Origin of the sequence: Streptomyces sp. WM6372, from assembly GCF_001279655.1 — a bacterium.
In the GTDB taxonomy this organism is placed as follows: domain Bacteria; phylum Actinomycetota; class Actinomycetes; order Streptomycetales; family Streptomycetaceae; genus Streptomyces.
On the sequence record NZ_LGDB01000191.1, the window covers coordinates 45,458 to 62,753 of the forward strand.

General features: G+C 73.4%; 15 protein-coding genes. 1 reads left to right on the forward strand and 14 read right to left on the reverse strand.

Features of this window, described 5'->3' with window-relative positions; translation table 11 throughout:
* Positions 1-72 precede the first annotated feature (72 nt).
* The 5 genes from ADK52_RS21165 to ADK52_RS21185 all read right to left on the reverse strand — a co-directional run bounded on the left by ADK52_RS21165 (position 73) and on the right by ADK52_RS21185 (position 5,746).
* Complete coding sequence (locus ADK52_RS21165) at positions 73-1,248, reverse strand: ABC transporter ATP-binding protein (RefSeq protein ID WP_078988500.1); 1,176 nt, start codon at positions 1,246-1,248, stop codon at positions 73-75.
* The gene (locus ADK52_RS21170; protein WP_053691405.1) at positions 1,248-2,234 is read right to left on the reverse strand and encodes an ABC transporter permease; all 987 of its coding nucleotides are present in this window, start codon (positions 2,232-2,234) and stop codon (positions 1,248-1,250) included. The genes ADK52_RS21165 and ADK52_RS21170 overlap by 1 nt, the downstream gene beginning before the upstream one ends.
* Entirely contained in the window at positions 2,231-3,184 is a 954-nt protein-coding gene (locus ADK52_RS21175; RefSeq protein ID WP_053691406.1) for an ABC transporter permease, read from the reverse strand. The genes ADK52_RS21170 and ADK52_RS21175 overlap by 4 nt, the downstream gene beginning before the upstream one ends.
* Before the next feature lie 22 nt (positions 3,185-3,206).
* Positions 3,207-4,949 (reverse strand): ABC transporter substrate-binding protein, encoded by a 1,743-nt coding sequence (locus ADK52_RS21180; RefSeq protein WP_053691407.1) that lies wholly within the window; start codon positions 4,947-4,949, stop codon positions 3,207-3,209.
* A 137-nt stretch (positions 4,950-5,086) separates the two neighbouring features.
* Positions 5,087-5,746: an HAD family hydrolase gene (locus ADK52_RS21185; protein WP_053691408.1), complete on the reverse strand. Its 660-nt coding sequence runs from the start codon at positions 5,744-5,746 to the stop codon at positions 5,087-5,089.
* Positions 5,747-5,903: 157 nt separating this feature from the next.
* Here ADK52_RS21185 and ADK52_RS21190 point away from each other — a divergent pair, with 157 nt between their 5' ends.
* Positions 5,904-6,851 (forward strand): SMP-30/gluconolactonase/LRE family protein, encoded by a 948-nt coding sequence (locus ADK52_RS21190; RefSeq protein WP_053691409.1) that lies wholly within the window; start codon positions 5,904-5,906, stop codon positions 6,849-6,851.
* An 87-nt stretch (positions 6,852-6,938) separates the two neighbouring features.
* Here the strand turns inward: ADK52_RS21190 and ADK52_RS21195 are convergent, their stop codons facing one another.
* From ADK52_RS21195 to ADK52_RS21235, 9 genes are all read right to left on the reverse strand, one after another.
* Positions 6,939-7,649, reverse strand: coding sequence for a GntR family transcriptional regulator (locus tag ADK52_RS21195; protein WP_053691410.1), 711 nt, complete (start codon positions 7,647-7,649; stop codon positions 6,939-6,941).
* Between the two features lie 71 nt (positions 7,650-7,720).
* Positions 7,721-8,668 carry an ornithine cyclodeaminase family protein gene (locus ADK52_RS21200; protein ID WP_234344115.1) on the reverse strand — a complete coding sequence of 316 codons (948 nt, stop codon included), beginning with the start codon at positions 8,666-8,668 and terminating at the stop codon, positions 7,721-7,723.
* Positions 8,665-9,699, reverse strand: a complete 1,035-nt coding sequence (locus ADK52_RS21205; RefSeq protein ID WP_053691411.1) for a proline racemase family protein — start codon at positions 9,697-9,699, stop codon at positions 8,665-8,667. The genes ADK52_RS21200 and ADK52_RS21205 overlap by 4 nt, the downstream gene beginning before the upstream one ends.
* Complete coding sequence (locus tag ADK52_RS21210) at positions 9,696-10,700, reverse strand: proline racemase family protein (protein ID WP_053691412.1); 1,005 nt, start codon at positions 10,698-10,700, stop codon at positions 9,696-9,698. Before ADK52_RS21210 ends, ADK52_RS21205 begins: the two co-directional genes overlap by 4 nt.
* Before the next feature lie 29 nt (positions 10,701-10,729).
* Positions 10,730-11,662, reverse strand: a complete 933-nt coding sequence (locus tag ADK52_RS21215; RefSeq protein ID WP_053691413.1) for a dihydrodipicolinate synthase family protein — start codon at positions 11,660-11,662, stop codon at positions 10,730-10,732.
* Positions 11,663-11,737: 75 nt separating this feature from the next.
* Complete coding sequence (locus tag ADK52_RS44555) at positions 11,738-13,141, reverse strand: NAD(P)/FAD-dependent oxidoreductase (protein ID WP_053691414.1); 1,404 nt, start codon at positions 13,139-13,141, stop codon at positions 11,738-11,740.
* Complete coding sequence (locus tag ADK52_RS21225; RefSeq protein WP_053691415.1) at positions 13,122-13,436, reverse strand: (2Fe-2S)-binding protein; 315 nt, start codon at positions 13,434-13,436, stop codon at positions 13,122-13,124. The genes ADK52_RS44555 and ADK52_RS21225 overlap by 20 nt, the downstream gene beginning before the upstream one ends.
* 154 nt (positions 13,437-13,590) lie before the next feature.
* Positions 13,591-14,772 carry an NAD(P)/FAD-dependent oxidoreductase gene (locus ADK52_RS21230; protein WP_053691416.1) on the reverse strand — a complete coding sequence of 394 codons (1,182 nt, stop codon included), beginning with the start codon at positions 14,770-14,772 and terminating at the stop codon, positions 13,591-13,593.
* Positions 14,773-14,872: 100 nt separating this feature from the next.
* Positions 14,873-17,272, reverse strand: coding sequence for a collagenase (locus ADK52_RS21235; protein ID WP_053691417.1), 2,400 nt, complete (start codon positions 17,270-17,272; stop codon positions 14,873-14,875).
* Positions 17,273-17,296 lie beyond the last annotated feature (24 nt).

The following is a 17,296-nucleotide window of genomic DNA, read 5'->3' on the forward strand; positions in this document are numbered from 1 at the left end:
GCCCGGGCGGGGCCGGCTCCTTCCCGGCCCCCTCCGCGCGTGCGGTGGTGTCCGGGGGACGGGCCTCTACGGTCATCGGGTCGCCTCCGGAGCACGCGTCGGGGTCGGTACGGAGTCGGCGGACGCGACGGGCCCGGCGGGCCCGGCGGACGCGGCGGGCCCGGCGGCGGCCACCGCGCCGGACGCCGGGGACACCGGGGCGCCGGCCCCCGCGAAATGACAGGCGGCGGTGCGCGGGCCCGCGCCCTGGGGCAACAGCTCGGGGCGCTCGCCGTCGCAGCGGCCGCGCTGCTCCGGCGTGGCCGCGGCGGCGAGACCGCAGCGCGGGGCGAACGCGCACCCCGGGGCGGGCGTGAGCAGGGAGGGCGGGGAGCCGGGGATCGCCCGCAGCGGATCGTCGTCGGCGTCGTCCAGGCGGGGCAGCGAGTCGAGCAGGCCCCGGGTGTAGGGGTGCGCCGGGTCGGCGAACAGCTCGTCGACCCCGGCCTGTTCGGCGGCCCGGCCGCCGTACATGACCAGTACCTCGTGGGCGACGCGGGCGACGACCCCCAGGTCGTGGGTGATCATCACGACGCCGAGGCCGCGCTCCTGCTGGAGCCGGGCGATGAGTTCCAGGATCTGCGCCTGCACGGTCACGTCGAGGGCCGTGGTGGGCTCGTCGGCGATCAGCAGATCGGGTTCGCAGGCCAGGGCCATGGCGATCATCGCGCGCTGGCGCATGCCGCCGGAGAACTGGTGCGGGTACTCCCCGGCCCTGCGGGCCGGTTCCGGGATGCCGACCTCGCCGAGCATGTCGACGGCCCGCTTGCGGGCGGCGGCCCGGCCGGCCTTGAAGTGCACGCGGAAGTGCTCGGCGATCTGCTCGCCGACCGTGTAGTAGGGGTGCAGGCTCGACAGCGGGTCCTGGAAGATCATGGCCATCTTCCGGCCGCGCAGCCGGGACAGCGCCTTCTCGGACATCCCGGTGAGCTCCTGCCCGGCGAGGGCGATGGAGCCGCCGACCTCGGCGCCCCGGTGCAGGCCCATGACGGCGAGCGAGGTGACGGACTTGCCGGATCCGGATTCGCCGACGATGCCGAGGGTCCGCCCGGCCTCGACGGTGAAGCCGAGCGAGTCGACGGCCCGTACGGTGCCGCGCGGGGTGGCGAAGGTGACGTGCAGGTCGCGTACGGCGAGGAGCGGGGCCTCGGCGCGCGGGGCGCCGGGGAGCGGGGCGCCGGGGAGCCGGGCCTCGGGGGGAACGGCCATCAGTACCTCACCCTCGGGTCGATGACGGCGTACAGGAGGTCGACGACGAGGTTGGCGACGACGATGAAGAAGGCGGCGAGCAGCGTGACCCCGAGGACCACCGGCTGGTCCGAGCTGACCAGTGCCCCGTAGAACAGCCTCCCGATGCCCGGGAGTCCGAAGATGGACTCGGTGATGACGGCGCCGGCGAGCAGCCCGCCGAGGTCCATGCCGAAGATGGTGAGGATCGGGGTCATCCCGGAGCGCAGGCCGTGCTTGACGACGACCGTGCGCTCGGGCATGCCCTTGGCGCGGGCGGTACGGATGTACGGCTCGGCCATCGCCTCGATCATCGAGCCGCGGCTCTGGCGGGCGTACATGGCCGCGTACAGCAGGGCGAGCGCGGTCCACGGCAGCAGCAGGTTGGCCGCCCAGGCGAGCGGATTGTCGGTGAAGGCCTGGTAGGTGGGGTAGGGCAGGAGCCCGGCGACCCGGATGACCCCGTAGATGAGCATCACGGAGGTGAAGTAGACGGGCAGCGAGGCGGCGGCGACGGCGCCGACCATCAGGGCCTTGTCGGTGGCGGTGTCCTTGCGCAGGGCGGCGGTCACCCCGGCGCCGAGGCCGAGCACCAGCCACAGCGCGGCGGCGCCGACGGCGAGGGAGGCGGAGACCGGGAGGCGGTCCATCAGCAGGTCCCACACGGGCAGGGAGTTCTCGTAGGAGTAGCCCAGGCACGGGAAGTCGCACTGGACGGCGTACTGGCCGGTGCCGAGGGTGCGGCCGGTGAAGATGCCGGTGAGGAAGTCCGCGAACTGCCGCCACACCGGCTGGTCCAGGCCGAGGTACGCCCGTACGTCGGCCAGCCGTTCGGCGCTGCAGGTCTTGCCGCAGGCGGCCGCGGCCGGGTCGGAGGGCAGGACGTAGAAGATGAGGAAGGTCACGGCGGCGATGGCGAGCAGGACGCCCGCGAGGGCGAGCAGCCGGCGCGCGAGGTAGAGGATCACGTGCGGCCGCCCCTCGGGTCGAGGATGTCGCGCAGGGCGTCGCCGAGCAGGGTGAAGGCGAGTACCGCGAGGAAGAGGAAGGTGCTCGGGATGACGAAGTACATGGGGTCGGTCTCGTAGAAGGCGACGGACTCGGCGATCATCTGGCCCCAGGACGGGGTCGGCGGGCGGACGCCCACGCCGAGGTAGCTGAGCGCGGCCTCGGTGCTGATCATGCCGGGGATGAGCAGGGTGGTGTAGGCGATGACCGGGCCGGAGACTCCCGGGAGGATGTCGCGGGTCAGGATCCGCCAGGAGCCGGCGCCGCCGACGCGGGCGGCGTCCACGTACTCGCGGTGTTTGAGGGAGAGGGTCTGGCCGCGGACGACGCGGGCGACGCCGGGCCAGCCGAAGACGCCGATGACGGCGGTCATGAGCACGATCCGGTTGACGTCCTTGGCCACCGACAGCATCGCGATCATGAAGATGAGGGAGGGGAAGGACATGGTCAGGTCCATCAGGCGGGACAGGACCGTGTCGGTGCGGCCGCCGAAGTAGCCGGCGGCGATCCCGGCGGCGGTGCCCGCGACGACGACGATGGCGGTGGCGGCGAAGGCGATGAGGAGGGAGACCTGGGCGCCGTGGACGACGCGGGCGAACAGGTCGCGGCCGGTGACGGGTTCGACGCCGAGCCAGTGCTCGGGACTGATCCCGCCGAGGGAGCCGAGGGGCTGGCCGCCGAGGTAGGGGTCGATGGCGGCCTTGTCGAACTCCTCGGGGGACCAGCCGCCGAGCGCGCCCAGCCAGGGCGCGGTGGCGGCCATCAGGACGAAGAGGAGGACGACGCAGAGGCTGACGCGGACGGCGGGGCGGCGGCGGAGCTCGCGCCGGGCGAGCTGCCAGGGGCTGCTTCCGGTGGCCGCTGCCGCCGCGGGCCCGGCCTCGGCGGCGCCGGGGACGGTGGTGGTCATGGTGTCGGGGGCTCCGTATCCCTCAGCCCTGGCTCTTCGAGGGGTCCTTGAGGCCGACGGTCCCGTAGTCGACGGTGCCGGTCCACACGGGGTGGCCGTAGGCGCCCGCGATGTTGGGGCCGACGAGCAGCGGCTTGCGCTCCAGCAGCAGCGGGACGGACGGGGACTTCTTCATGAGCTCCGCGTCCAGGTCGATCCAGGCCTGGTTGGCCTGCTTCGCGTCGGCCATGGCGTTGATCTCGTCGATCCGCTTCATGGTGGCCTCGTCGCGGAACTGGCTGTAGTTGCCCTGGTTGCCCTTGTCCTTGATGGTGCGTCCGTCGAAGACGAAGGGGATCCAGGTGGAGCCGGAGGGGTAGTCGGGGCACCAGCCGGCGAGGGTCATGTCGGGCGTGGTGGAGAGGTCGCCGATGACGTCGTAGTACGCGCCGGGGTCGACGGTGTCGATGACGACCTCGATGCCCACGCGGGACAGGCCCTGCTGGATGGCCTCCGCCTTGCCCTTGTCGCCGGTGGAGACGGCGAGGGAGACCTTCAGGGACTCCTTGCCCGCGGCCTTGAGGAGTTCCTTGGCCTTGGCCGGGTCCCCCGACGGGGCGATCTTCAGGGTGTCGGCCTGCTTGCCGCCGGAGAGCGCCGGGGGCAGGTAGGCGGTGGCGACCTCGTTGAGGGCCGGGCCGCCGCCCGCGGTGATCACCGCTTCCTTGTCGACGGCGTACTGCATGGCCTCGCGGACCTTGGGATCGTTGAAGGGCGCCCGGGAGTTGTTCATGTAGAGCATCTCGGTACAGCCCTGGGACTCGGCGAGCAGGCGTGCCTTGACCTCCGGCTTCGGCAGCACCTTGGGGGCGCTCTCGGGGCGCATGTCCATGTACTGGACGGCGGAGGCGTCGGCGCCCTCGCCAGCGATGATCCGGTCGTCGATCTGGCCGCCCTTGAGGCCCATGACCACGACGAACTTGTCGGGGTAGGCCTTTCTGACGGTGTCGGTCTTCGGGTCCCAGTGCTCGTTGCGGACGAGGACGAGCTTCTTGTCGCGGTCGTACGACTCGATCTTGTACGGGCCGGAGGAGAACGGGCGGGCGTCGTACTGGGTGCCCTTCTCCTGGGACTGCGGGACCGGGGCGAAGGTGGGGAGGGTGGCGGTGGCGGAGAACTCGGCGACCGGGCGCTTGAGTTCGAAGACGATGGTGCGGTCGTCGGGGGTCTTGACGGAGTCGAGGTGCTGCCCCTGGAGCGGTCCCTTGTAGCCCTCGCCGCCGGCCAGGTACTGGGCGGCGTAGTCGGGGCCGCCGGTGAGGTCGGGGGCGAAGGAGCGCTCGACGTTGTACTTGACGTCCTGCGCCTTGATGGGCGAGCCGTCCTCGTACTTCACGCCCTCCTTGAGGGTGAAGGTCCAGGTCTTGCCGCCGTTGGAGGGGGTGCCGAGGTCGGTGGCGAGGTCGGGGACGAGCTCGCTGCCGGCCTTGCCGGGCTCGGCCTTGAAGGTGACGAGCGTGCGGTAGAGGAGGCGGGTGCCGAAGTCCATGGCCGGCATGACCCAGTTGCGGGCGGGGTCGAGGTGGGCGAAGTCCTGGTTGGACAGGACGGTCAGGGTCCCGCCCTTGACCGGGCTCCCGCCGAGGATCTTGCCGTCGTTGGCGGCGGCGGGGTTGCCCGCTCCGGCGCCGGCAGAGCCCTTCTTGGGGTCGGAGCAGCCCGAGGCACCGAGTGCGAGTGCCGCCACGAGGGCGGTGGCGAGGGCGAGTTGGGTGCGCTTGGTCATGGGTCACTCCAGTGAAGGGCCGCGCTCTATGATGTGACCGGTAACATAGTAATGTGAAATTGTACTGACAAGGGGTTGGCGCCGCCGTTATCCAGCCGTGCCCAAATCCCGTCCCCCGGAGCGGTGTTGCGGGAGGATCAGGGCGCGGCGAGCAGCTCCGGCAGGCCCCGCATGTCGTCGAAGACGATCGTGCCGGGGCCTTCGAGCCGCTCGGCGGGCGTGGGGCCGCCGGAGTAGCCGAAGGCGCGCATCCCCGCCGCCCTGGCCGCCCGGACGCCGGGCGCACTGTCCTCGACCACCGCGCACGCCGCCGGGTCGACCCCCATCCGCCGGGCGGCGTGGAGGAAGAGGTCCGGGGCGGGCTTGCCCCGGGAGACCTCGCTCGCGCTGTGGATGCGGCCCTCGAACCGGCCGTAGAGCCCGGTGCGTCCGAGCGTGTGCCGCATCTTCTCGTGCGAGCCGCTGGAGGCGACACAGGTCGCCAGGCCGAGGGCGGCGAGCCCTTCGAGCGCCTCGGGCAGCCCGTCCACCGGATCCAGGGCGAGGTCCACCGCATCGCGGTGCCGCTGGAGGAGCAGCTTCCACCAGAGGCCGGCGGCCTGCGCGCCGAGCCGCTCCGCGATCTGCCCGACGATCGACTCCCTGGAACGCCCGACGAAGCGCTCGACCACCTCGTCCGCGGTGAGCGGCCAGCCCAACTCCGCCCCGAGCTCGACCTGGAGGCGGACGGCGAGGCGCTCGCTGTCGACCAGGACACCGTCGCAGTCGAAGATCACGAGCTCTATCGGCTTGATCATTCCCACAGGGTAGGCGGCCGGGGCCGAGGCGACCCGCCGATGTGATCCACAACTCTCCGTTCGGGACACTCTTGTTCTGACCACATCTCATCCTGCAATCTTCAATCCGAGCCGGATTTCATTCGGTTGACGGACATCTGCGAGGAAGGGAAGTCCCATGACCAGCGAGCGCCCCGGGCTGTACGAGATGCTCGACGACCGGTTCCGGACCGGCCGGTGCATGAACGGTGACGACGCGCTGGAGGTCCTGTACACCGGCTGCCGCTGGGCCGAGGGGCCGATCTACCTGCCCGCCTGGCGGCAGGTGATCTGGAGCGACATCCCCAACGACCGGATGCTGCGCTGGGACGAGGAGACGGGAGCCGTGGGAGTCTTCCGCCGCTCCGCCGGACACACCAACGGCAACACCCTCGACCGTCAGGGCAGGCTGGTCACCTGCGAGCAGGGCAATCGGCGCGTGACGCGCACCGAACACGACGGCACCGTCACCGTGCTGGCGGACCGGTGGCGGGGCAAGCGCCTGAACAGCCCCAACGACGCTGCGGTGAAGTCCGACGGTTCGATCTGGTTCTCCGACCCGGACTTCGGCATCACCAGCGACTACGAGGGCCACCGCGCGCAGAGCGAGATCGGCTCCAACAACGTCTACCGCATCGACCCGGCCACCGGCGAAGTGCGGCTGGTCGCCGACGGCTTCGGCGCGCCGAACGGGCTGGTCTTCTCGAACGACGAGCGGCAGCTGTTCGTCTCCGACACCCGGGCGGGCCTCATCCGCGTCCTCGACGTGCGCGAGGACGGCACGCTGTCCGAGGGGAGGGCCTTCGCCGAAGCGGCCCCCGGGAAGGCCCGCTTCGACAACCTCCGCTTCGACGACGGCGGCCGGCTCTGGGCCGCCGCGATGGACGACGGGGTGCACTGCTACGACCCCGACGGCACCCTGATCGGGCGGCTCAACGTCCCGGAGGCGGTCGCCAACATCTCCTTCGGCGGCGTCAAGCGCAACCGGCTCTTCATCACCGCCGAGACCAGCCTCTACTCGGTGGTCATGGGCGTGACGGGCACCCACCCGACGGGACCGGGCCGCCGGCGCTGGCTCGACGGCTGAGGGCGGCCCGCCCCGCCCCGCCGGGCCGGGCGGACTCGACGGTCCCCGGCCCCCGGTCCGCCAGTCCCCTGGCCCCCCGGGTCCGTCCTACAGGCCCGAGCCGAGGCCTCCCGGGGTGCGGCCCACCGGTTCGTCGCGGCCCTGGGCCCAGAGGGAGCGGACGTGGCCGAGGTGGCGGACCATGCAGGCTTCCGCCGCCTCCGCGTCGCCGGCGATCATCAGGTCCAGCAGCTCGATGTGCTCCTCGGCGGAGGAGACCAGCTTCCCGGCCTCGTCCAGGCCGGTCAGCCCGTACAGCCGGGAGCGCTTGCGCAGGTCGCCCACCGTTTCGACCAGCCGGTCGTTGCCGGCGAGGGCCAGCAGCGAGAGGTGGAAGCGGCGGTCCGCCTCCAGGTAGCCGATGAGGTTGTGCTCGCGGGCGCTGGTGACGATCTCCTCGGCGATGGGGCGCAGTGCCTCCAGTTGCTCCGCCGTGGCGATCTTCGTGATCCGGCCGATGGTCGGCACCTCGATCATCGTGCGCAGCTCGGTGTACTGGTCCAGGTCGCGCTCGCTGACCTCGGTGATCCGGAAGCCCTTGTTCCGGACGGGTTCCACCAGGCCCTCGCGGGCCAGGTCGAGCATCGCCTCGCGGACCGGCGTGGCGGAGACCCCGAGTTCGGCGGCCAGGCCGGGCGCCGAGTAGACGCTGCCGGGGCGCAGTTCACCCGCTATCAGGGCTGCTCGGAGGGCGTGGCCGACTTGGTCGCGGAGCCGTTCCTGGGCCTTGATGAGGCTGTGCTGCTTCAGGTCACCCATGTGCCATTCCTCCGAAACCCTTCGCACCACCGAGTGGAGGGGAACAGCGTACAATGTCACGTTGCGCTTGCTCACCCAGCGGTGGTGGCTCCCGCGGCGCGATGCATCGCCACCGCCACAGCGAGATCCTCCCAGGCCATGCCGACGCTCTTGAAGAGCTGTGGACAACCCGGCTCTCCGGCCGCCGGCATCCGGCCCGCCACCAGGTCGGCCAGGGTGCCGTTGATATGACCGGGCCCGATCGCTCCCTCCGCCTCCGGCACCAGCAGGTCACCCGCCTCCCGCAGGGCCGCCGCCCGTGACTCCACGTACACCGCGGCCCGCCGCACCAGCGCGGTGTCGGTTTCCCGGGCGTCCGGCTCGTGCGAGCCGACCGCCACGACCGTCGCCCCCGGGGCCACCAGCCGCCCGTCGAAGAGGGGTTCGCGGGCCGTGGTGCAGCAGAGCACCAGGTCCGCGTCGGCCACGTCCGACGGGGTGCCCGTACGGGCCGGCACCCCCAGGGCGCGGGCGTGCGCCGCCAGCCGCTCCGCGGCCCCGGGGTCACGGCCCACGACCACCGCCTGCGCCACCTCCCGTACGCCCCGCACCGCTTCGAGGTGCCCGTACGCCTGCGGGCCGGCGCCGAAGAGCACCAGCCGCAGGGCCCGCCCGGCCGGCGCCAGGTACCGCAGGGCGAGCGCCGAGACCGCCGGGGTGCGCAGGGCCGTCAGCGCGGCGCCGTCGAACAGGGCCAGCGGGCGCAGCGTCGGGCCGTCCAGGAGCAGGTACGAGCCGGTGATGCGAGGGAGCCCGACGGCCGGATTGCCGGGTGCCACACCGGCGATCTTCACCCCGGCGTACGCCCCCGCCGCGGCCGGCATCAGCAGCAGTTCGCCGCCGCCCGGCACGGGCAGCGCCGAGCGCTGCGGGCAGGACTCCGGGTCCAGCCCGGACCGCAGTACGTCGGCCAGCGCGTCGGCGGCCGCGGCCGGGGTGAGCAGCGCGGCCGTCTCCGCGGCGTCGAACTGCGGGATCACAGCAGGAATCCGGCGCCGAGGGCGTCCTGCGGATCGCGGACGAAGGCGTGCTCGCCGGTACGGTACGCCGTCCCGGTGACCTCCGTGACCAGGCCGTCGCGGGATCCCACCGGCACCACCCGGCCCGTGAACACCGTGCCCGTCACCGACTCGTGGAGCAGGTCCTCGCCCGGCCCGATCCGGCCGTCCTCCGCGAGCAGCGCCAGCCGCGCCGAGGTGCCCGAGCCGCAGGGCGAGCGGTCGATCTGCCCGTCGGCGAACACGGTGACGTTGCGCTGGTGCGGCCCGAAGGGGGTGCCGGGCAGCTCCTCGTGGAGGATCACCCCGTAGACCCCGGAGAGCAGCGGGCCGTCGGGGTGCCAGGTCCCGGGGTGGGAGGCCAGTGCGGCCCTGATCTCCTGCCCGGCGCGGACGAGTTCGGGCAGTGCGGCCCGGGTGACCTCCAGGCCGAGGTCCCGGGCGGCGACGGACGCGTAGCAGGCTCCGGCGTGCGCGATGTCCACCTCCGCCAGGCCCAGGGTGGTCGCCACCGGCACCTTGCGGGCGCCGACCCGGGCCGGGACGTTGCGGAAGGTGACCCCGGTGGTCCGGCCGCCGGCGCGGTGCACGGTCGCGGTGACCCGCCCCGACGGCACGTCGATCCGTACCTGCGCGTCCCCGTCGTCCGGCGCGGCGGCCCGGCCGGTGTCCACGGCCCAGACGCCGAGGGCCATCGTGCCGTGGCCGCAGGCGGTGGAGTAGCCGTCCTTGTGCCAGAACAGCACGCCGAAGTGGGCCCCGTCGTCGTCCGGTGGCACGACGAACCCGCCGTACATCCCGGCGTGCCCGCGCGGCTCCTGCACGAGGAGCCGCCGTACGTCGTCCAGGGGGCTGCGGCGCGGAGCCGTCCCGGAGCCCCCGGGGCCGATGGCGGTGGCGCAGCGCTCGGCGACGGTGTCCCCGGGAACGGGCGGCAGGCCGGCCGCGGCGGTGTCGACGATCCGGAACGGCTCCCCGGCGGTGTGGTAGTCCACGGTGCGTACGGCGGTCACAGCAGGAACCCCGCGGGGAAGGGGTCGGACGGGTCGAGGAAGTACTGGGCGGTGCCGGTGATCCAGGCCCGCCCGGTGACGGTGGGGACGACGGCCGGGAACCCGCCGACCGTGGTCTCGCCGACCAGCCGGCCGGTGAACTCCGTCCCGATGAAGGACTCGTTGACGAAGTCCGCGCCGAGCCCGAGGAGGCTCCGGGCGTGCAGCTGGGCCATGCGCGCGCTGGTCCCCGTACCGCAGGGCGAGCGGTCGAACCAGCCCGGGTGGATGGCCATGGCGTGCCGGGAGCGGTGGGCGTCGGAGCCGGGGGCGGCGAGGTAGACGTGCTTGACCCCGGTGATGGTGGGGTTCTCGGGGTGGACGGGCCGGTCGGCGGAGGCATTGATCGCGTCCATGACGGCGAGTCCGGCGGCGAGCAGGTCGTCCCCCCGCTCCCGGTCGAAGGGCAGGCCCAGGGCGTCGAGTTCGACGAAGGCGTAGAAGTTCCCGCCGTAGGCGAGGTCGTAGGTGACCGTACCGAAGCCGGGGACCTCGGCCTTGAGGTCGAGCCCGACGCAGAAGGAGGGGACGTTGGTGAGGGTGACGGCGGTCGCCGCCCCGTCCTCGACGCGGACGTCCACGCTCACCAGCCCGGCCGGGGTGTCGAGCCGCACGGTGGTGACCGGCTCGACGACCTCCACCATGCCCGTCTCGACCAGGACGGTCGCGACCCCGATGGTCCCGTGCCCGCACATGGGGAGCAGGCCCGACACCTCGATGTACAGCACGCCGAAGTCGGCGTCGGGGCGGGTGGGGGGTTGCAGGATGGCGCCGCTCATCGCGGAGTGCCCGCGCGGCTCGTACATGAGCAGGGTCCGGACGTGGTCCAGGTGCTCGATGAAGTGGAGCCGCTTCTCGGCCATGGTGGCGCCGGGGATCACCCCGACGCCCCCGGTGATCACCCGGGTCGGCATGCCCTCCGTGTGCGAGTCCACCGCGTGGTAGATGTGGCGCGTACGCATTCCAGTCCCCTTCCCGTCCCCGCGGGGGACTAGTTGTGGCCCTCGGCGAGGGCCTTCTCGGTGGCGGCGCGGACGGCCGCCTCGGTCTCCCCGGTGAGCGGGAAGCGGGGCGGGCGGGTGGCGCCGCCGGGGCGTCCCGCGAGGTCCATGGAGAGCTTGATGGCCTGGACGAACTCGGTCTTGGAGTCCCAGCGCAGCAGCGAGTGCAGGGACTTGTACAGCGGCAGCGCGGTGGCGAGGTCCCCGGCGACGGCGGCCCGGTAGAGCTCGGCGCAGGAGCGCGGCAGGGCGTTGGGGTAGCCGGCGATCCAGCCGACCGCGCCGGCGAGGGCGAGTTCGAGGAGGACGTCGTCGGCGCCGATGAGCAGGTCGAGGCCCGGGGCGAGTTCGGCGATCTCGTACGCCCGGCGGACGTCCCCGCTGAACTCCTTGACGGCGACGATGCTGCCGTCGCCGTGCAGGCGGGCGAGCAGACCGGGAGTCAGGTCCACCTTGGTGTCGATGGGGTTGTTGTACGCGACGACGGGCAGCCCGGCGCGCGCGACGTCGGCGTAGTGGGCGCGCACGGTCGGCTCGTCGGCCCGGAAGGCGTTGGGGGGCAGCAGGAGTACGGAGCCGGCCCCGGCCTCGGCGGCCTGGTCGGCCCAGCGGCGGGCCTCGGCGCTGCCGTAGGCGGCGACGCCGGGCATGACGCGGGCGCCGTCGCCGGCCGCCTCGACGGCGGTGCGGACCACGCGTGCCCGCTCCTCGTCGGTCAGGGTCTGGTACTCCCCGAGGGAGCCGTTGGGGACCACGCCGTCGCAGCCGTTGGCGATGAGCCAGGCGACGTGCTCGGCGTAGGCGTCGTGGTCGACGGTGAGGTCCTCGCGCAGCGGCAGCGCGGTGGCGACCATGATGCCGTGCCAGGGGCGGGTGCGGGTGTCCGTACCGGTGGTGGGCGCGGGGGTGTGCGCGTCGGTCATGAGAGAGCTCCCTAGAGTGGTGTGTGACATTTTACTAGTGGGTGTGAGGCGGCCACAAGGGTCCGGGCCGCCCGATCAGCCGTCCGCCGGGGGCAGTTCAGCGAGGTGGCGCAGCGGGACCGGGCAGGACAGGGGCCGCCGGTCGGGCGCGGGCCCGCCGCCGGCGAGGGCGGCGACGGCCGGTCCGCACATGCGGCCCTGGCACCAGCCCATTCCGGCGCGGGTGAGGAGTTTGACCGTACGGGCGTCCCGCGCGCCGAGGTCGGCGACGGCCTCGCGGATCCGGCCGGCCGGAACCTCCTCGCAGCGGCACACGTCGGTGTCGTCGCGGAGCCAGCCGGTCCAGCCGTCGCCGGGGCGGTGGGCGGCGCCCATGGCCCCGGCGAAGACGCGCAGGCGGGCGCGGCGGCGGGCGAGGGCGACGGACGCGGGCCGGCCGGCGATCGCGTGGGCTGCGATCTCCCCTTCGAGGAGGGCTAGTTGGGCGCCGCCGATGCCGCCGGTCTCGCCCGCGGACCAGATCCCGGGGACCGAGGTCCGCTGCTCGGCGTCCAGCTCCAGGGCGACGGTGCCGTCGGGAGCGACGCGGGTGGCGCAGCCGAGGCCGGTCGCCAGCTCCAGTTGGGGCACGAGCCCGTGGCCGACGGCGAGGGCGTCGCAGGGGATCCGGAAGGCGGTGCCGGGCACGGGCCGCCAGTCCCGGTCCAGGCGGGCCACGGTGACGGCCTCGACCCGGTCGGTGCCGTGGGCCTCGGTCACGGCGTGCCGGGCCAGGAGGCGGATGTGGCGGCGCAGGAGGGCGCTGCCGTACGTGGCGGCCTCGGCGAGCTTGCCGGGGTTGCGGAGCAGGGCGGGGAGGTGGCCGGCGTACGCGGTGTACGCGGCGGCCTCGACCACGGCCGGCACCCGGGCCCCGGCGGCCGCGAGCGAACCGGCGACGGCGAGGAGCAGCGGGCCGCTCCCGGCGACGACGACGCGCTTGCCCGGCAGTACGAGCCCGCTCTTGAGCATGGCCTGGGCCCCGCCGGCCCCGACCACCCCGGGCAGGGTCCAGCCGGGGAAGGGAAGTTGCCGCTCGTACGACCCGGTGGCCAGGAGCACGGCCCGGGCGTGCAGGGTGGCGGCCGCCTCCTCGGGACCGGCGACGGCGTGCAGGGTCCAGCCGGGGCCGCCGTCCGGGACCACGGTCCAGACGTGGTGGGCCGGCAGGTACGTGATCCGGCCGGCCGACACGTGGGCGCGCAGGGCGGCTTCGCGCGAGGCGAAGGCGGCCCACCCGTGGTGCAGGGCTTCGGGACGGTCCGCCCCGAGCCCCGGAGCGGGGTGGCGGTAGTACTGGCCGCCGGGGCGCTCCCCCGCGTCGAGGAGGGCGACCCGGAGCCCGAGGCCGGCGGCCGTGACGGCGGCGGCCAGCCCGGCGGGGCCCGCGCCGACGATCGCGAGGTCGGGCGGGGCGGGGTCAGACGCCGGGCTCGGCATGGCCGGTTCCCTCCTGGGTGGTGACGGTGTCCCCGGGGCGGGCGGGGACGAGGCAGGCGCGCTGGTTGGGGCGGCCGTTGACGGTGACGAGGCAGTCGTAGCAGCTGCCGATCCCGCAGAACGCCCCGCGCGGGGCGCCGCCGTGGCGGGTGGTCCGCCAGGCGAGGATCCCGGCGCCCCAGAGCACGGCGGCGATGCTCTGGCCCGCCTGGGCCGTGAGCTCGCGGCCGTCGAAGCGCAGGACGTACGTGGCCGAGGGGGTTCCGCCGACGAGGGTGCGGGGGGTCCGGCTCATCGGCGGTTCTCCTTGGGCGCGGTGTGTGCGGCGGGTGGGCGCGGGATTCCGCCGCGCGGAGCCTCCTCCCTCCCCTGCCGGCGGGGCCGGGAGGGGAGGGCGGGGCAGGGGGAAGGCCCCGCGCGGCGGGCGCCCGCACCGAGGTCGCGGACGGTCATCGAGGTGGGTCCTGGTCGAAGCGGGCCTCGTCGAAGTGGTCCTCGTCGAAGCGGGCCGGGTGGAACGGGGCCGGGGCGAGCGGGGGTTCCGCACCCGTCAGGGCGGCGGTGATCAGGACGCCCGTGGCGGGGGCGAGGCCGATGCCGGCTCCTTCGTGGCCGCAGGCGTGCAGGAGGCCCGGGAGCCGGGGGTCCGGGCCGATCGCCGGGAGGTGGTCGGGGAGGTACGGGCGGAAGCCGTGGTAGGTGCGGAGCACCCGGGCGTCCGCCAGGACGGGGAAGAGCGCGGCCGCCTGCGCGGCGAGGCGGCGCAGGGCCTCCACCGACAGGCTGCGGTCGAAGCCCACCCGTTCCCGGGTGGCCCCGATCAGCACCGGCCCCGCGGGCGTCCCCTCCACCACCGCCGAGGACTGGAGCGCCGCCGAGCCGCTGGCCACGTCGGCGATGTAGTCCGCGGCGTAGACCTTGTGCCGGACCACCCTCGGCAGCGGCTCCGTCACCAGGACGAACCCGCGGCGCGGAAGCACCGGGAGGGACACCCCGGCCAGTTCGGCGATGTGCCCGCCCCAGGTCCCCGCCGCGTTCACCACCGCGGGGGCGAGGAGTTCACCACCGCGCGTGCGGACCCCGCGGACGCCCCCGGGCCCCGTGAGGATCCCCGTCACCTCCTCGCCGAGGTGCACCGAAGCCCCCGACGCGGCCAGCAGTCGCGCCGCCGCCTGGGCCGGCTGGACCTGGGCGTCCTGCGGGTAGAGGAAGCCGCCGACCTGGCCCGGGGCCAGATGGGGCTCCAGTTCGCGGAGGTCGCGGGGCCCCGCCTCGACGGCTTCGACCCCGGCGGCGCGCTGGCCTTCGGCGAAGTCCCGCAGTGCCTTGAGCGAAGCCTCGTCCGGGGCGACGACCAGGCCGCCCTTGGCCTCGTACTCGATCTCCCGCGGGAGGACGGCCTCGAGTTCGCGCCACAGGCCGGCCGACAGCAGGGCCAGGTCGAGCTCCGGGCCCGCCTCCTTGTCGGAGACGAGCAGGTTGCCTTCCCCGGCTCCCGTCGTGCCGCCCGCGACGGAGCCGCGGTCGACGACGGCCACGGAGAGTCCGGAGCGGGCCGCGTAGTACGCGATCGCGGCTCCGACGACGCCGGCGCCGATGATCACGACGTCCAGGGGATGTCTCTTGGGCACGGCAGTAATATGTCACATTCTTTAGTAGGCGCCTAGGGTCACTCAGGTCCGGCGGCCGGTCCGCCCCCCGTTCGGAACCGGACCGGCCGCCGGCGCCGGATCAGCTGCGCAGCGGGCCCTCGCAGCTGTAGCTCGACGTCCCCGCCTTGTGGTCGCTCCAGATCTCCACGGGGCCGAAGGAGCAGTTCATGTCGGCCAGGTTGTTGGAGGCCGCGCCCGCCCGGTCGAGGATGAAGTAGTCCACCGTCTCCGACATGTCCTTGAAGTTCTGGTCGTCGCTGCGCCAGTTCTTCAGGTTCGCGCTGATCCGGCCGGTACAGGTGAACCGGCGCTTGCCCGGGTCCCCGTTCTCCACGCAGTCCGGGGTGTTGTAGGTGGCCGTCGCGAAGGACGACTTTACGGATCCCAGCGCCGCGTCGCGCAGTTGGCCGTTGGGCGTGAAGCTGGTGTTCGGCACGTATAGCTGGTCGACCTTGGCGATCTGCGCGTCCAGGAAGCGGTTGTAGTCGCGCTGGAGGTAGGAGTCCGCGCCCATCCGGTGGCGCCAGGCGTCGTACCCGGCCACGTCGTTGGCCCGCAGGTGGGTGTACATCTCGCGCAGCAGCGAGGGCTTCTCGGTCCACAGGAACTCGAAGAAGGTGCCCGCGTAGTTGTAGAAGCGGAAGCCGTCGCCGTCGTATGTCGCGTTGAGCAGCTGCTCGACGGTCATCCGCGGGCCGCCGCCGGCGGTGTCGTTGATGATGCCCTTGACCAGGGACTTGCGGACGGCGATGCCGTTGTCGCGGGTGGCGCCGTCGAAGAATTCGGCGGTGCCCTCGTCCATGGCGGTCGTACGGTCGCCCTCGTACCAGGGGCCCTCGCCGAAGAACCCGGGGACGGCGAACCGGCCGTTGAGGTAGTGCGTGTACTCGTGGCGGAAGAGCTCCTCGAGGGTGAGGGAGGAGTCCTGCGGGACGCGCCGCTGGTAGGTGTAGAACGTGGCGCCGTTCTCGATGTACATGCCGCCGTTCTCGGTGCCGTAGCCGTACAGCATCGTCTGGTAGGTCACGTAGTCGGCGCGGGAGGCGTACAGCACGATGTTCAGCGTGGTGTTCGGATCGCCGGCCAGCGGCTGGTCGGTCCCGATGACGCGGTGGAACTGCGTCTTGACCTGCTTGCTCGCGTAGTAGAGCTGGTCGACGGCGGCCCGGTCGAGGGCCGTGCGGACCTTGATGGCGCCGTTGTCGTAGGTGTACGTGTTCGGGAAGAGCATCTTCTCGATGTCCTCCTTGCACACCCCGTACTGCTTGCACGCGTTGTAGGTGTTCAGCCAGGAGACGATCTTGGCCCAGGGCTCGCTGCCGGCGCCCCACGCGGCCTTGACCGGCTCCAGCAGGGCGCCGAGGTCGGCGGCGGTCTGGTCCTGGAGGCCCTCGATCTGGCCGAAGCGGCCGTATTCGCCGAGCGCGTCGCGGACCACCCACGCGTTGGTGGTGCCCTTGAGGTGGGTGTATCCGGCGAAGGCCTTGAAGGCGGCCCGGTAGGCGGGGTCGGCCTTGGCCGCGGCGTGGAAGGCGGCGTCCTGGTTGCCCGGGTACACGCCGAGGTAGTTGACGGTGAGGGCGGCGAGGGCCGCGCCGCCCCAGTTCGCGTCGCCGCTGGTGGCGGGGTGCGAGGCGTCCAGGGTGGCCAGGACCTTCTTGATCAGTCCGAGCTGGGTCTGGCGCATGCCGGGGCCGGTGGCGTAGAGGGCCTCGCGCAGGGTCCGGGCGTTGGAGGCCGTGGCGTCGAAGGTGCGCGCGGCGTTGCCGAAGTCGGTGACGGCCCGGCTCATCGCGTCGGCGGTCGCGGCGTCGGTGAGGTCGATCTCCTCGCGCGAGAAGTCGTGGTAGATGGCCGCGTGCAGGTACGTGAACATCTCCTCCAGGTGCGAGGAGTTACGGCCGTCGTGGGCGGCGGCCAGGCCGGATATCCGGCGGGAGACGGCCTGGACGTGCGCGTCGTCCATGACGGGCGCGAGGCGGGCGTCCCAGGTCCAGATCAGCCCGCGCATACAGCCGTCGGCCGTGACGGCCGGGTCGGCCAGGAAGTCGGCGAACTGCTCGGGGCTGAGGCCCGTGATCCCGTCGAGGGTGCAGGGGACGCCGGCGGCGACGCTCCGCGCGGTGGGCGCGGCCTGGACGGCGGCGCGCTCGTGGCTCTTCTCGCCGCGCTCGGTGAGGTGCGCGGCCGGGACGGCGGCCGGGGCGGCTCCGGGGACGCGGCCGTCGGCGGCGGTCCCGCCGGGGGCCTGGGCCGTCGCCGGCGCGGCCTCCTTGGGCGAGGCGCGGTGCTCGACCTCGTCGAACGGGTTCGCGCCGGGCGCTCCGGAGGCGAAGGTGCCGGGCACGGCGGCCGGGGCGGGGGCGGCCGCGGGGGCCCGGTCCGCGGTCTGGGACACGGCCTGGCCGGCGGAGGCGAGGAGCGTCACCGCGACCGCGGCGGAGAGGAGGGACGTACGCACAGCTCTGTGCTGGGACACCAAGGGCTCCTGGTGGGGAGAGGA

Bases quoted from the DNA above. Each gene is read 5' to 3' on its own strand.
- ADK52_RS21165 (WP_078988500.1), bottom strand. From the start codon at position 1,248: ATGGCCGTTCCCCCCGAGGCCCGGCTCCCCGGCGCCCCGCTCCCCGGC.
- ADK52_RS21175 (WP_053691406.1), bottom strand. From the start codon at position 3,184: ATGACCACCACCGTCCCCGGCGCCGCCGAGGCCGGGCCCGCGGCGGCA.
- ADK52_RS21180 (WP_053691407.1), bottom strand. From the start codon at position 4,949: ATGACCAAGCGCACCCAACTCGCCCTCGCCACCGCCCTCGTGGCGGCA.
- ADK52_RS21185 (WP_053691408.1), bottom strand. From the start codon at position 5,746: ATGATCAAGCCGATAGAGCTCGTGATCTTCGACTGCGACGGTGTCCTG.
- ADK52_RS21190 (WP_053691409.1), top strand. From the start codon at position 5,904: ATGACCAGCGAGCGCCCCGGGCTGTACGAGATGCTCGACGACCGGTTC.
- ADK52_RS21195 (WP_053691410.1), bottom strand. From the start codon at position 7,649: ATGGGTGACCTGAAGCAGCACAGCCTCATCAAGGCCCAGGAACGGCTC.
- ADK52_RS21210 (WP_053691412.1), bottom strand. From the start codon at position 10,700: ATGCGTACGCGCCACATCTACCACGCGGTGGACTCGCACACGGAGGGC.
- ADK52_RS21215 (WP_053691413.1), bottom strand. From the start codon at position 11,662: ATGACCGACGCGCACACCCCCGCGCCCACCACCGGTACGGACACCCGC.
- ADK52_RS44555 (WP_053691414.1), bottom strand. From the start codon at position 13,141: ATGCCGAGCCCGGCGTCTGACCCCGCCCCGCCCGACCTCGCGATCGTC.
- ADK52_RS21225 (WP_053691415.1), bottom strand. From the start codon at position 13,436: ATGAGCCGGACCCCCCGCACCCTCGTCGGCGGAACCCCCTCGGCCACG.